Origin of the sequence: Ruegeria sp. HKCCA5491 (assembly GCF_013034565.1) — a bacterium.
In the GTDB taxonomy this organism is placed as follows: Bacteria; Pseudomonadota; Alphaproteobacteria; order Rhodobacterales; family Rhodobacteraceae; genus Ruegeria.
In genome coordinates this window covers 52,197-66,161 of the sequence record NZ_WQGG01000002.1, presented here as the reverse complement: position 1 = coordinate 66,161, position 13,965 = coordinate 52,197, and the positions used below count along the sequence as shown (strand labels likewise).

The following is a 13,965-nucleotide window of genomic DNA, read 5'->3' as shown; positions in this document are numbered from 1 at the left end:
TCAGTGACCGGGGGTTTTTCGTTCAAACAACAGGCTGCGGCGCTGATTTCCGCCGGTACTCAGGCAGGAAGAACACCATATAGAACACCGGAGCCGCCACCATGGTCAGGATCGTGGCAAAGGCCAGCCCCCCCATGATCGTCACCGCCATCGACTTGAAGAACGCATCCGTCAACAGCGGCGCCATCCCCAGAATGGTAGTAATCGCCGCCAGCATCACCGGCCGCAGACGCGAGACCGAAGCTTCGATGATCGACTCGCGCAGCCCCTTGCCGGTTTCGCGCACAAGGTCGATTTCCTCGACCAGAACGATCCCGTTCTTGATCAACATACCCGACAGGCTGAGCAGCCCCAGAAGGGCGGTAAAGGTGAAGGGCAGACCGGTTCCCAACAGGCCGATGACAACACCGTTGACCGACATGGGCACAAGCAACCAGATTATGATCGGCTGACGAATGGCGTTGAATATCAGAACCGAGATCAAAATCATGATCAGCAGGCTCAAAGGCAACTGACGGCCAAGGCTTTCATTCGCGTCACCCGCATTCTCAAACTCACCGCCCCATTCCATGCGATATCCTGGCGGAAGGTCCATGGATTCTATGGCGCTTCGCACTTCCGAATGCACTTGTGCCGCCGTCAGGTCAGACGGAATATCCGCCCCTACCGTGATGGTCAGCACCCTGTCGCGTCTATGCACCAGTGTGTTCAGGGCTTTGTATTCAAACCCATCAACCATTTGCTCGATGGGAACGAACTTTTCGGACTGATCCGAGAATACGACCTGATCAACGATTGAATAATCCCCGTCGGCTGGTCGCCGCAGAATAATCGGGATCAGGCGATCGCGTTCGCGCAACATGCCGCCAGATATCCCATCCGTCGAGAATTGCAGCGTGGCGGCAATATCCTCTCGCGTGACCCCTGCTGTCTGCGCCCGTTCGGTTGCATAGATCGGCTGCACCGCCAGTTCTTTCTCGCGCCAGTCGTGGTGCACATTCAGGACGTTGTCCGACGCTTCTCGCATCAGCAAGACGGCCTCATCCGCAAGCTGCCGCAATACGGCCGGATCACTGCCCGAGAAGCGCGCCTGAATGGGATCTCCTCCACCGGGACCGAATACCAGACGCCGGGTCCGGAATTCACCCTCGGGGAACTGGGCCGTTCCGAAGGTTTCGAGTTCCGCCTGCAGCGGCGGAATGTCGTCCAGCGTTTTTGTACGGATGATCAGATGACCGTAGCTGGGATTAGGCTTTTCCGCTGAATAGGTCAGCAGGAATCGGGTCGCGCCCTGCCCGACAAAAGTCGTGACCGAGACCACGTCTTCCCGTTCGGCCAGCCAGTCTTCGAAGACAGCCATGTCCTGCGCAGTGCGCGAGATTGGCGTGCCCTGAGGCAATTTGTAATGAACGAAGAATAGTGGCGTGTTCGAGTCGGGAAAGAACTGCTGTTTGACCAGACCGAAGCCCGCATAACAGGCAACGGTCACCCCGATCAATCCAGCGATCACCAGCCAGCGGAACCGCAGCGCCCAGCGCAGGATAGCGCCGTAGAAACGGAACATGATCCCGCCATAAGCATCCACCGCACCCTCTTTGCCCTGCTTGAAAAAGTAGTGGCCCAGCAGCGGCGTTACGGTCAGCGCCAACACCCAGCTCAGCAGTAGCGAGATGCCGATCACGGCAAACAGCGAGAACAGGAATTCGCCCGTCGCATCAGGGCTGAGACCGATACCGGCAAAGGCCATGATACCAATGATCGTCGCGCCCAACAGCGGGATCTGTGTCTTAGAGGCAGCCTCGTCCGCAGCATCGCGTGAGTTCTTACCCCGCAACATCGCGATCTGCATACCCTCGGCGACCACGATGGCATTGTCCACCAACATCCCCATGGCAATGATCAGTGCGCCAAGCGAAATCCTCTCCATCTCGATCGAAAAAATCGACATGAACAAAAGCGTCCCGACAACCGTCAGCAATAAGGTCGAACCGACGACAATCGCCGCACGCCAACCCATAAACAGTGCCAGCACTGCAACCACGATGGTCACAGAAAGCGCAAGGTTCACGAGAAAGTCGTTCGAGGCTTGTTCAACCACGACATGCTGCTGATAGATCGGCTGGATTTCGACGCCGAAGGGTACCTGAGAATCCAGCTCGGCGAACTTGGCGTCGGCCCGCTTGCCGACCTCGACAATATTCTCCGACGACAGGCCAGCAATGCCCAGCGTAAAGGCCTCGGCTCCGTCAAAGCGGATGATGACATCAGGATCAGTTTGACGTCCACGATATACGTCGGACATGTCGAACAGATTGATCACCTGCCCCTGTGACCCCACCGACAGCCCGGCGATGGCCGAAACGCTGTCAGACCCTTCTGCTGTCAGAATAGTCGTGCGCTCGTCCTCTGACCGCACGGACCCCGATGCGTTGACGGAATCCGCGTTGGCGATTGCTTCGTTGACCGCCTGAATAGGAACATTCTGGTTCACCGTGATCGCCAGATCGGGTTCGACGAAAATAGCCTCTTCCGGCAGCCCCATCACCTCAACATCGGCCACGCCTTCTACTGTTAGCAATTCGCGCCGTAAAAATGTTGACAGCTCGTGCTTTTCCGCGTCTGAGAATCCATCCGCAGTCACGGCATAGAACAAACCGAACACATCTCCAAAACCGTCGTTGACCAACGGTTGCCCAACACCCGGGGGAAGATGGCGGGCGGCATCGCGCATTTTTGCACGCAGTTTGGTCCAGACCTCGGGCAATTCGGTGCCGTCATAGGTGGATTTGATCTCAACCTCGATCAGCGAAAATCCGGGCTGGTTGATCGAGGTGATAGTGTCGACCTCGCCCATCTGCTGAATGGCGGATTCCAACGGCTCAGATACTTCCAGCGCCACCTTTTCAGCCGTGGCACCGGGATATTGCGTCGAGATGACCGCGTTCTTGATTGTAAATGCAGGATCTTCAAGCCGACCAAGCGACAAGAATCCCCAAATACCTCCAAACAAGGCGATCAAGATGATCAGCCATGTGTAGATCGGGCGGTCGATGGAAGCGCGTGCGATGTTCATCCCTTGCCCCTCAGTTCGCAAATCCGACAAAGCGGCGCACCGCCTGCCCGTCGGTTAGGGCGCCGCCTCCGGCAACCACGATCTCATCGCCATTGTTCAGGCCCGTCAGAACACGAACATCACCTGATTCAGTGGGTTCGATCGTGACCGCAACCCGACGAACAGTGCCTTCATCTGCCCCGGCAGGTGAAAACACCATGATGCCCAGTTCCCCTTCCGCATCAGCGACAATGGCCGTCGACGGGACAATGATGCCAGTGCGCTGATCTTGCACCTGCACGTTTACCGTCACCGAAGAGCCGGGCAGAATCTGCAATCCTTCCGGCGGGGTAAGACCGAACTGGATGCGGAAAGTCTGCCCCACACTTGACGATTCCGCGTCAAACTCGCGAATCTGCAACGGGAAGACCTCGTCACTGACGGGGAACTTGGCGGTGATTTCGATGTCATCCTGCTGCCCAGAGCGCTGGAACAGAATTTCAGGCACATCGACTTCGATCCGTAATTCGGACATGTCGTGAATGCGCACAATCGGAGTGCCCGCCGATACGGTGGTAAAGGACTCGACCGCCCGACTTGATACCAAAGCATCAAACGGCGCGGTCAAAGTGGCCTGTTCCAGATCGTACTGCGCATCGCGTACTGCAATTTCGGCAAGCTGCGCGGCGGTTTCCGCGTCATCCACCGCCACCTGACTAGCTGCTGTCCCCCGCAAGCGCGACAAACGAGCCAAAGTGCGATCTGCCTGATCCTTTTGCAGCACCGCGCGGTCATACCGACGCTGGAACGGTTCCTGATCCAATTGGGCGATCAACCCATCCTTCGGGATAACGAAGCCCTGCGTCACGGGAAGCTCGACGATCTGCCCGGCCACCTGAAACGCCAGATCAACCGTCTGGCGCGCTGCCACCCGCCCGAAAAACTGACGCGAAAACCCCGGGCTTGTTTCCTTTGCAACCATGAGCTTAACCGGCTTTACAGCTTCCTGTGCCGCCAAGGGGGCTGCCAGAACGCTCAGAGCAAGGCTTAGAACAGAGAAAAGCTTCATTTCGTCATTCCCTCGGGTATTCCCGTTTTTAAGATGTTTTCCCGGATTTTCCGGGCCAGCCGCGCAAACTCGGCGGTTTCGGCATCGTTCAATCCAGAGGCCCGGTTAAACAAAGCACCGGCCTCGGCTAAAATTTCCTGGCGCATTTCCAGACCCTTGTCCGACAAAACCAACAGCCACGCGCGGCGATCCTCGGGGTCGCGCTGACGCGTCAGATATCCCGCCGCCTCAAGTGCGTCAGCCGTTGAGGTGATGGTTGAAGGAACCGTCAGCATATCCGCCGCCAAGATGCCCATACGTTTAGGTTGATCCAGCTTGATCAGCATGTGGCATTCCTGCTGGCTTACCTCTACGTCGATGAGATCCAGGCTTTCCCGCAACTTCCAGTAGAGAGCATAGACCCCCATCATTGCCTGCATTTCAGGGCTAAGGCGCTTTACCAGCTCACTGTCGTCTAAGGTCATTGGTCGAATCCATTTCAGATTTCGTCTTCGCCGTATACTTCGAAAAATGAAATATTCAACAAGTGAAGCTGATTAAATCCCCAACTTTGATATTCCCTTAGGTCAATCTACCTTGAACTAACCCCAAGTTGACTGCATTTTGGGCAAATTCGAGATATCCAGGGATGATCATGTACACGCCAGCTATCACCGGCACCGGTGTTTTCACGCCAGAGAATGTCATCACGAACGCCGAACTTGTCACCGCGTTCAATGCCTATGCCGACAAGATGAACGCCAAGAACGCAGACGCGATTGCCGCAGGCGAGATGGAGCCTATGCAACATTCGTCGGAAGAGTTCATCCTGAAAGCCTCTGGTATCGAAAACCGCTACGTGATGGACAAAAGCGGCGTTCTGGACCCTGACGTCATGCACCCCCTTATGCGTCAGCGCAGCGATGACGAGCCGGGCATCATGACCGAGATGGCTGTAGACGCCTGCAAGAAAGCATTGGCACAGGCCGGGCGCACCGCAGAAGATGTAGATCTGGTCATCTGCGCAGCTTCGAACCACGAGCGCGCCTATCCCGCGATCGCGATCGAGATACAGCAAGCACTGGGCATAAACGGTTTTGGGTTTGACATGAACGTCGCCTGTTCTTCGGCGACGTTCGGCATTCAGGCCGCCGCCGACATGGTTCGGTCGGGTTCAGTCAAAAGCGCGCTGGTGGTGAACCCCGAGATTTGCACGGGGCATTTGGAATGGCGAGACCGTGATTGTCATTTTATCTTTGGCGACGTCGCAACAGCGACCTTGATCGAAAGGATCGATGACGCGGATGGCCCGCATTTCGAAATACTCTCGACACGTTGCGCAACCGAGTTTTCCAATAACATCCGAAACAACAACGGATTTCTGCGCCGCACCCGACCTGCCGGACTTGAGGATCGCCGTGACATGCAGTTCATGCAGAACGGCCGGAAGGTGTTCAAAGAGGTCTTGCCGATGGTCAGCAAACACATCGCAGACCACATGGAATCCGAGGGCGTCAGCAGCGAAGACCTAAAGCGCCTGTGGTTGCATCAGGCGAACAAGACCATGAACGATTTCATCGGTAAGAAAGTGATGGGACGGCAACCGGCACCCGAGGAACAGCCCAACATTTTGCAGGACTACGCCAACACGTCTTCGGCTGGGTCGATCATCGCGTTTTCAAAATACTCCGATGATTTTGCAGAAGGCGAAGTCGGCCTGATCTGCTCATTCGGGGCGGGGTATTCAGTTGGGTCGGTGATTGTGAAGCGCCACGGATAAGGCACTCATCCTGGCAAACCGGACTCCCTGACTGAAAGCTTTGGATTGGCCCCGGCCCGACAGGGGCCGGTGGTGGCGTCAGCTCACGCTTTCTTCTTCTAGGTGCAGCTTCATTTCGATCAGAACCTGTTGCAGCAGGCTGGTTTCTTTCAGCAGCCGTTTTGCTTCGTTGACCGTAATGATGCCATCTTCAATCGCGGCTTGATACTCGGTCATCAGCATCGCAAAGCGCTGGCTCAACGCAATCACGTCAGAATTCACCCCGCCCGTGCGCGGTGTTTCACTGTTTCGTCCATCATAGGACAGCGTGATATTTTTCAGATCCGCCAAGGCCGAGGTGACGTGCGGAAAATTGGCAACTCCCTCCAGACGGGCAACGGCGTCGACGGGCATAAAGCGGTCGGCATGTTCAGCGTTGTCAGAATAATAACGCCCAAGCGTCGCCTTGGATTTTCCGGTAATCTCGCACGCTGCTTCGATTCCGACATCCTTAACCAACGCTTCGGTATGCTTTTTCAGATAAGCCCCAATATCCGCCATGCTCCACCCTCTGCTGCCTGCCTCCCCAGTGTATTCTTCGTTGCGGGGGAAAGGGAAAAGAAATTTCCCATAACCGAGTCATAATTCAAATGGCATATATTGGCTATCCCTCAGATATGCGGGGGTTTTGTGAGTGAGTGGCGGCAGTTCTTGCCGAGTACGAGTGATTGTGGGGTAATTTTTGAATGCCCTGCTTTGTTTAGGCCGCATGTTGGCCGACGACGTCGCTGTTGTTGTCGTTCGGGTATCCATCCCCATTGAGCCTATGCTCGGCCCTGACAGCAACAACGGCGGCGTCGCTTCTACTGCGACATATGATGGCTTGTCCGCACCGTTCAGGCGTTTTAGACCCGGGACCATGGCAAAGCTGTACTTCAATTATTCTACAATGAACGCAGGCAAATCGACCGTCCTGTTGCAAGCCTCGCACAACTATCGCGAGCGGGGCATGGATACCTATTTGATGACCGCCGCGTTGGACGGACGTGCAGGTGTGGGCAAGATTGCATCCCGAATCGGAATATCGTCGGACGCCGACACGTTCACGGCTCAAGACGATGTTTTCGCAATGATCGAAGGGCGATTGGCCAAAGATAAAGTCGCCTGCGTGTTTGTCGACGAAGCCCAATTTCTGACCGAAGATCAAGTTTGGCAACTGGCGCGCGCCGTAGACGACCTGAAAGTGCCAGTGCTTGCTTACGGGCTGCGCGTGGATTTTCAGGGCCGTCTATTTCCAGGCTCGGCTGCGTTGTTGGCATTGGCTGACGAAATGCGTGAGGTCCGCACCATATGCGAATGCGGGCGCAAGGCGACGATGGTGATTCGTCAGGACGAAAACGGAAACACCATCACCGAAGGCGCGCAGGTGCAGATTGGCGGGAACGAAACTTACGTCTCGCTATGCCGCAAACACTGGCGTGAGGCTGTGGGCACTTAGACCGGGTTCGGCAGTGGGCGTCCGTCGATAAATGCGGCCACATTGTCCAGGGCCATATTCCCCATATCGCTGCGCACTTCTTCGGTCGCGGTGCCCAGATGGGGCAACAGTGTCACGTTCTCCATGTCGAGTAGGGCTTGCGGGACCGCGGGCTCAAACTCATAGACGTCCAATCCCGCTCCGGCGATCTGGCCGGCACGCAGCGCGGCAATCAATGCAGATTCGTCCACGACTTCTCCGCGCGCGATATTGATCAGAAGGGCCGACGGGTTCATAGCTTCTAGTATCTGCGCGTTGATCAGGTGACGGGTTTCCGCACCGCCAGGGACTGCCAGGATCAGGAAATCGACCCGAGCACCCAGCTCTTTCAGGTCAGGAACATATTCCGCCGGAAAGTCGATCTCTTTCTTGCTGCGGGATTGATAAAAGACCTGCATTCCAAACCCGAAATGACACCGACGGGCGATAGCTTGACCGATGCGCCCCATACCAACGATCCCAACACGTTTGCCCGTCACGTGGTGGCCCAGCATCTGCGTCGGATGCCATCCCTGCCAAGTGCCAGCCCGGACCTGCCGTTCCCCTTCCCCCGCACGCCGGGCTGTAGAAAGCAGCAAGGTCATCGCTATGTCAGCGGTTGCATCCGTGACGGCGCCCGGTGTGTTCGTCACGGCAACGCCTGCGGCCCGCGCCGCATCCACGTCGATGTGATTATACCCAACTCCGAAATTTGCCAGCAATTTGCATCGGGGGTTGGGCACCAGTGCGAATACCTGTTCCGAAAAAAGATCGCCCAAAGTCGGGACCACCACATCGAATTCGGTCAACGCACGCAGCATCTCATCCCGCGTCATCGGTAATGTATCTTCGCGAAACTCGACATCAAACTCTGCCCGCGCGCGGGCTGTGACTGCTGCTGTCATAGGGCGGGCAACAAGTAGTCTCATCAGTGCATCCGCCCGCCAACAGGAACGTCACCATCAGGGCCGATCAGAACAATCTCGCCACTTTCATCAGGAAGACCCAACACAAGCACTTCGGACACAAAGCGACCTATTTGGCGCGGAGGGAAGTTCACCACAGCCATCACCTGTTTACCCACCAGCGTGGCCGGGTCGTAATGCGCGGTGATCTGGGCCGATGTCTTACGCTCACCAATTTCATCGCCGAAGTCGATCCACATCTTGATCGCAGGCTTGCGCGCCTCGGGGTACGATTCGGCACGAACGACTTTGCCGACGCGGATGTCGACCTTGAGGAAATCGTCAAATGAAATCTCATTCACGAGAAAGCTCCTTGGATCGGTCGGTAGCGGCTTTCACGGCACGGTGCAGCAGATCGGGGAAGCCTTCTTCTTCGTGCATCAACACCTCAAGCGCGGCCTGGGTCGTACCGTTGGGAGAGGTCACGTTGATCCGCAATTGCGAGGGGTCGTCATCGGCGGCCATCGCCAGCGCACCAGCCCCGGCCACAGTCGACTTAGCCAGTTTCATTGCCAGATCGTGCGGCAAGCCCTGCGCCTGACCCGCAGCGGCCAGCGTTTCAATCAAGTGAAAGACATAGGCCGGGCCTGAACCGCTAAGGCCCGTTACTGCGTCCATCTGAGATTCGTCATCCAATCGGACGGTCTCGCCAATGGCTGACAACAGGTCTTCGGCCAGTGCGACATCGTCATTCGATGCGACAAAATTCCCGATCAAAGCTGTGATCCCCTGTCGGATCGCTGCGGGTGTGTTTGGCATCGCGCGCACGATCGGCGTGTCCGTGCCCAAAACGGCTTCGAAGGTGGCAATCGACGTCCCCGCCGCGACCGAGATAAACAGGCTGCCGCCGCCGCCCAGCGCCTTGATCGCAGGCAGGGCCTCGCCCATCATCTGCGGTTTGACAGCCACCAGCACCACAGCGGGGGCTTCGGGCAGCGGTGTATTGATATTGACGCCCTGCGCCTTCAACCAGTCCGATGGATACGGGTCCACAACCCAGACCGATGACGCAGGAAGGCCATGCTCCAACCATCCAGCGAGCATGGCCGATCCCATCTTGCCGCAACCCAGAAGCACCAGCCCCTGTTCGGCGACGCGTGACATATCCATGATTGCCCCTCCCCCTTACTTGTCGGTTCGGGGCAAAGCTTTACGCGCGCCCGTAGGCCTCTGCAATGGCGACCTGCATCGCGTCTTCGGGATCGCGGTTGCCCCATGTGACCAACTGGATCGCGGGGTAATACCGCTCGGCGCTCAGGACGGCTGCAGTGATCATCGTGTCGATTTGCTCGGGACTGGCCATCTGTCCGCCAGCAAGAACAAGACCGTAGCGATAAACCATCAGTTTCTGGTTGGCCCAATAGGTAAAGGCACCCGCCCAGCACTGATCATTCATCTTGTTCAGCAATTCGTACAACTCGGACTCACGCTCGGACGGCGGGTCCATTTCAAACGAACACACCATGCGCAGGGTTTCGTCATAGTTCGACCAGGCCAGCGTGATTGAGTAGGTACGCCACTGCCCTTCGACAGCCATGGCGATCTGGTCATCCCCGATCCGGTCAAAGTCCCAGTCGTGGTGCTCAGCCAGGTGTTCAACAATATCTATTGGATGAAGATCTTCTTCGAGAAACTGCTCGGAAAGGGCCATAATGCCACCTCACTAATCTCTAGCATTTTGGGGCTGGCAGCGCCCCAGCGCTAGTTGCCTGCTCTACAAGCCGGGCTTCCCCCGTGGGCCTGTACTAAATATGGTGCGCTGCCAGTACGCGTCTGGCAACCCTATTTATTGGGGATAACAGCAATAAGTTGTGGACGAACGGTCACGGCGATCAAAATATTGGCGTCGCGTGCAGCTTTGTCTTGATTAAATTCTGCAAGGCGGCAAGATGCACAACACCGCACAATCCCTACCCGGATCGCGCGGCGTTTCTCTTGCATCGAAAATTTGGATTCGGACGTTACTTGTCCAGTTTCGCCTCAAGCGCTGCGATGCGTTCTTCCAGCGCGGCATTCTCTTCGCGCGCTTTTTGGGCCATCGCACGGACCGCGTCGAATTCCTCGCGCGTCACGAAATCCCGATCCGCCAGCCAGCGGTCGATCATCGACTTCATCGCATTTTCGGCCTCTTCCCGCGCACCCTGTGCTACGCCCATGGCGTTGGTCATCAATTGGGATACGTCGTCCAGAATCTTGTTGCGGGTCTGCATGGCTTTTCTCCGAAATCGCGGTTGATCCCTATATGGGTAAAGTTTGCGTCAGGCTCAAGGTTGACTTGCCCCATAAAGCACGGGCAATGAGACGCACATGCAGGCTGTTCTGAATTTCCCCGATCTGTCGCCCGAGCTGTTCTCAATCTCACTCTTCGGGATGGAGTTCGCGCTGCGCTGGTACGCACTGGCTTATATTGCAGGTATTCTGATCGCGTGGCGCTTGGGTGCAATGGCGCTGCGGCGGCCTGCCCTTTGGCCAGAATCGACCCCACCCATGAAGCCCGCGCAACTGGAAGACCTGCTCACATGGATCATTCTCGGCGTCATTCTGGGGGGTCGGCTGGGTTTCGTGTTGTTTTACCAACCCGCTTATTACTTGGCGAACCCGCAGGACATTCTAAAAGTCTGGCAGGGCGGAATGGCCTTTCACGGCGGACTGCTCGGAGTGGTCGTTGCCTCTTATCTGTATGCGCGTCGCCACAAGGTTCCGGTATTGTCCTTGGCCGACCTTATCGCACACGCGGTTCCGCCGGGGTTGTTGCTGGGGCGGTTGGCAAACTTTGTAAACGCGGAATTATGGGGACGCCCGAGCGAGCTGCCCTGGGCCGTCATTTTCCCCGGTGCGGCCGCGCAGGATTGCCCCGGCGTACTTGCTGGCATGTGCGCGCGGCACCCATCGCAACTCTATGAAGCGGCGCTGGAAGGGGTGCTGCTGGGGGCGGTACTGTTGTGGCTGGCCTATCGGCGCGGTGCGTTCAAGACACCCGGTTTGATCATGGGGGTTTTCCTGGCCGGTTACGGTGCCTCGCGATTTATTGTCGAGTTTTTCCGGCAGCCGGACGCACAATTCATCTCGCCCGGTAATCCGCTGGGGCTGGCGTGGCATATCGGCGGCTATGGGCTGACAATGGGTCAGTTGCTGTCAATCCCCATGATCGCACTTGGCTTGTGGTTCGCGCTGCGTGCGCGATCTGTTCGATGACTCTGACCGATCACCTACTTGCGCGCATCGCGCAAGACGGCCCGATGAGCGTGGCCGACTACATGACCGAATGCCTGCTGCATCCAACTCAGGGATATTACTCCACCCGCGACCCTCTGGGTACTCTGGGCGATTTCATCACAGCGCCGGAAATCAGTCAGATGTTTGGCGAACTGATCGGTTTGTCGTTGGCGCAAGCCTGGATAGATCAGGGTCACCCCAACCGCTTTGCGCTTGCCGAGCTGGGTCCGGGGCGCGGCACGTTGATGGCCGACATTCTGCGCACAACCCGAAACATTGAGGGCTTCCACGACGCCGCGGAAGTCACCTTGCTGGAGGCTTCCCCGATCCTTCGACAAATCCAGTCGGATACCCTGAAGGGATACACGCCACGCTGGATCGAAACGGTTGCCGACCTGCCCGATGCACCGCTGTTTGTGGTCGCGAACGAATTCTTCGACGCCCTCCCCATACGTCAATTCCTGCGCGACGGCGATGGATGGCGCGAGCGTCTGGTCGGGCGTGAAGGCGAATCACTGACGTATGGTCTGGGGGCACAGGCATCTCAGGTGGCACTGATGGATCGGCTGGACGATACACAAGATGGTGATCTCGTCGAACTCTGCCCATCCGCAATTCCAATTATCACCGTTTTGGCAGGCCGGATCGCGACGCAAGGCGGAGCCGGGCTGATTGTTGATTATGGCGACTGGCATTCGCTGGGCGATACCTTGCAGGCCGTTCGCAAGCATCAGCGGGCAGACCCTTTGCAGGCACCGGGACAGGCTGATCTGACCGCCCATGTCGATTTCGAGCCGCTGGCCACCGCCACACGCGCCGCCGGATGTGCCCACACGCGCCTGACGCCTCAGGGGGTATTTCTGGAGCGGCTGGGAATAACTGCGCGCGCGCAGAAGCTTTCTGCGACTCTCAGCGGGGTCGAGCTTGATAAACTGGTTTCCGCACATCGCAGGTTGACGCATCCGAATGAAATGGGAAACTTGTTCAAAGTACTGGGCCTCTACCCTTCCTATGCCGCCCCCCCTCCGGGACTGGAATCATGACACTGGAAATTCTGACTTCGGACATGCTGTCCTCTGTTCGCCACGGGTTCTTCAGCCGTCGCGGAGGCGCGTCTTCCGGCATATTCGCCGGGCTCAACTGTGGATATGGATCTTCGGATCAGACCGAGGCCGTAGCGATCAACCGCAATCGGGTTGCGGACGCAATGGAAGTTACGCCCGACGCAATGATTGGGGTTCATCAGGTCCACTCTCCAACCGTGCTGTCGGTCGACGGACCGATAAATGGGGAAAAGCCCAAGGCTGATGCGGTGGTAACATCGACGCCCGGTCTGGCGCTCACGATCCTGACAGCGGATTGTCAGCCAGTTCTGTTTGCCGACCCCGAAGCACAGGTCATCGGCGCAGCCCATGCAGGCTGGAAAGGCGCGCTGGATGGCGTGTTGGAGGCCACGCTCGACGCGATGGAGGCATTGGGCGCAAGTCGCACAAATACGATTGCAGTGATCGGACCGACGATTTCGCAGACAGCCTATGAGGTGGGTCCAGAGTTTCTGGACGATTTCGTCGCGGATTCCCCAGACAACCTGCGGTTTTTTGCGAACGGCACTGGCGACAGGCTTCAGTTCGACCTGCCCGCATTTGGCCTTCACAGGCTGCGACAGGCGGGAATCGGTCAAGCCGAGTGGACTCGGCACTGCACCTATTCCGATCCGGTTAGATTTTATTCCTATCGCAGGGCGACCCACGCCAAAGAAGCCGACTATGGCAGACTGATTTCAGCAATCAAATTGTAAACCAAGACCGAATTGTGGCGATATCGCCGCTTTTTCGCCACATTCTTTGTGTCTATCTGAGTCGGAACAAATTGAGTTTTATTGTCCGCTCTCAGGTGCTTATCTGCCGATGCTCCAGCAGTGCGAGACAGTATGAAGAAAGAGGAGCTGCCAACCTTCATTTTGTCCTGAATTGATCCCGGATCAGCCTTATCCGCGCCTCAATATGGCGTCACATTGGCTAACCATAGGGAACGGGGTGTCAAACCCCCGAGGAGCAGGAACACAAAATGAAGATCAAATCTCGCTTTCTCAGCGCCGTTGTTGCGGCGAGCAAAGAGAAGGGGCTGGAGATGCCGTGGAAACACGTTTCCAGCCGCTCGGTCAGAGTTGCGCGCCGTTTGGCAAAGCAAGGCTGACCGACATGCCCAGGGTACCAAGCTGCCGGTCCCCAGGGCCAAGAAACACGCCGGAGGGGTGCTCCGGTCCGGTGTGTGGCCTGCCGCAGGTATTCAAAGCGGTCAGGTTCAGGGGCATGTGTGCGCCGGTAATTTCAGCCTGCGTTGGTGTGAGTTTGTTTGGGGGGTCAAAATGTTGGCCAAAGGTCTGCGGATTATTTTTTCATCGCGTCG

15 protein-coding genes are annotated in these 13,965 nt (G+C 57.1%); 6 read left to right on the top strand and 9 right to left on the bottom strand.

The genetic code is table 11. The features are described 5' to 3' along the window. Positions 1-22: 22 nt before the first annotated feature. The 3 genes from GOV88_RS04045 to GOV88_RS04035 are packed head-to-tail and all read right to left on the bottom strand — an operon-like array spanning position 23 to position 4,585. Positions 23-3,073 (bottom strand): efflux RND transporter permease subunit, encoded by a 3,051-nt coding sequence (locus GOV88_RS04045; protein WP_171239615.1) that lies wholly within the window; start codon positions 3,071-3,073, stop codon positions 23-25. Between the two features lie 10 nt (positions 3,074-3,083). Continuing rightward, complete coding sequence (locus tag GOV88_RS04040; RefSeq protein WP_171239614.1) at positions 3,084-4,121, bottom strand: efflux RND transporter periplasmic adaptor subunit; 1,038 nt, start codon at positions 4,119-4,121, stop codon at positions 3,084-3,086. Further along, positions 4,118-4,585 (bottom strand): MarR family winged helix-turn-helix transcriptional regulator, encoded by a 468-nt coding sequence (locus tag GOV88_RS04035; protein WP_171239613.1) that lies wholly within the window; start codon positions 4,583-4,585, stop codon positions 4,118-4,120. Before GOV88_RS04035 ends, GOV88_RS04040 begins: the two co-directional genes overlap by 4 nt. Before the next feature lie 170 nt (positions 4,586-4,755). On the opposite strand from GOV88_RS04035, the gene GOV88_RS04030 reads away from it, so the two are divergent. Next, positions 4,756-5,880 (top strand): beta-ketoacyl-ACP synthase III, encoded by a 1,125-nt coding sequence (locus tag GOV88_RS04030; RefSeq protein ID WP_171239612.1) that lies wholly within the window; start codon positions 4,756-4,758, stop codon positions 5,878-5,880. A 78-nt stretch (positions 5,881-5,958) separates the two neighbouring features. Here GOV88_RS04030 and GOV88_RS04025 read toward each other — a convergent pair whose 3' ends face one another. Next, complete coding sequence (locus tag GOV88_RS04025) at positions 5,959-6,420, bottom strand: hypothetical protein (protein WP_171120274.1); 462 nt, start codon at positions 6,418-6,420, stop codon at positions 5,959-5,961. A gap of 358 nt (positions 6,421-6,778) precedes the next feature. Here GOV88_RS04025 and GOV88_RS04020 point away from each other — a divergent pair, with 358 nt between their 5' ends. Next, on the top strand, positions 6,779-7,357 hold the full coding sequence (locus GOV88_RS04020) for a thymidine kinase (protein WP_171239785.1): 579 nt from the start codon (positions 6,779-6,781) through the stop codon (positions 7,355-7,357). Here GOV88_RS04020 and GOV88_RS04015 read toward each other — a convergent pair. The 5 genes from GOV88_RS04015 to GOV88_RS03995 all read right to left on the bottom strand — a co-directional run bounded on the left by GOV88_RS04015 (position 7,354) and on the right by GOV88_RS03995 (position 10,550). Continuing rightward, positions 7,354-8,304 carry a D-glycerate dehydrogenase gene (locus tag GOV88_RS04015; RefSeq protein WP_171239611.1) on the bottom strand — a complete coding sequence of 317 codons (951 nt, stop codon included), beginning with the start codon at positions 8,302-8,304 and terminating at the stop codon, positions 7,354-7,356. The two genes, GOV88_RS04020 and GOV88_RS04015, sit on opposite strands and share 4 nt — an antisense overlap. After that, positions 8,304-8,642 carry a tRNA-binding protein gene (locus GOV88_RS04010; RefSeq protein ID WP_171239610.1) on the bottom strand — a complete coding sequence of 113 codons (339 nt, stop codon included), beginning with the start codon at positions 8,640-8,642 and terminating at the stop codon, positions 8,304-8,306. The genes GOV88_RS04015 and GOV88_RS04010 overlap by 1 nt, the downstream gene beginning before the upstream one ends. Continuing rightward, positions 8,635-9,450, bottom strand: coding sequence for a pyrroline-5-carboxylate reductase (gene proC, locus GOV88_RS04005; RefSeq protein WP_171120269.1), 816 nt, complete (start codon positions 9,448-9,450; stop codon positions 8,635-8,637). Before proC ends, GOV88_RS04010 begins: the two co-directional genes overlap by 8 nt. Before the next feature lie 40 nt (positions 9,451-9,490). Continuing rightward, the gene (locus GOV88_RS04000) at positions 9,491-9,991 is read right to left on the bottom strand and encodes a YbjN domain-containing protein (RefSeq protein WP_170753355.1); all 501 of its coding nucleotides are present in this window, start codon (positions 9,989-9,991) and stop codon (positions 9,491-9,493) included. A 310-nt stretch (positions 9,992-10,301) separates the two neighbouring features. Continuing rightward, positions 10,302-10,550, bottom strand: coding sequence for an accessory factor UbiK family protein (locus tag GOV88_RS03995; protein WP_170384762.1), 249 nt, complete (start codon positions 10,548-10,550; stop codon positions 10,302-10,304). Between the two features lie 97 nt (positions 10,551-10,647). Here GOV88_RS03995 and lgt point away from each other — a divergent pair, with 97 nt between their 5' ends. From lgt to GOV88_RS20590, 4 genes are all read left to right on the top strand, one after another. Then, positions 10,648-11,535, top strand: coding sequence for a prolipoprotein diacylglyceryl transferase (gene lgt / locus GOV88_RS03990; protein WP_171239609.1), 888 nt, complete (start codon positions 10,648-10,650; stop codon positions 11,533-11,535). Next, the gene (locus GOV88_RS03985) at positions 11,532-12,599 is read left to right on the top strand and encodes a class I SAM-dependent methyltransferase (RefSeq protein ID WP_171239608.1); all 1,068 of its coding nucleotides are present in this window, start codon (positions 11,532-11,534) and stop codon (positions 12,597-12,599) included. Before lgt ends, GOV88_RS03985 begins: the two co-directional genes overlap by 4 nt. After that, positions 12,596-13,354 carry a peptidoglycan editing factor PgeF gene (gene pgeF / locus GOV88_RS03980; protein ID WP_171239607.1) on the top strand — a complete coding sequence of 253 codons (759 nt, stop codon included), beginning with the start codon at positions 12,596-12,598 and terminating at the stop codon, positions 13,352-13,354. Before GOV88_RS03985 ends, pgeF begins: the two co-directional genes overlap by 4 nt. A gap of 269 nt (positions 13,355-13,623) precedes the next feature. Beyond that, positions 13,624-13,752, top strand: coding sequence for a hypothetical protein (locus tag GOV88_RS20590; RefSeq protein WP_255431604.1), 129 nt, complete (start codon positions 13,624-13,626; stop codon positions 13,750-13,752). Positions 13,753-13,965: the final 213 nt, after the last annotated feature.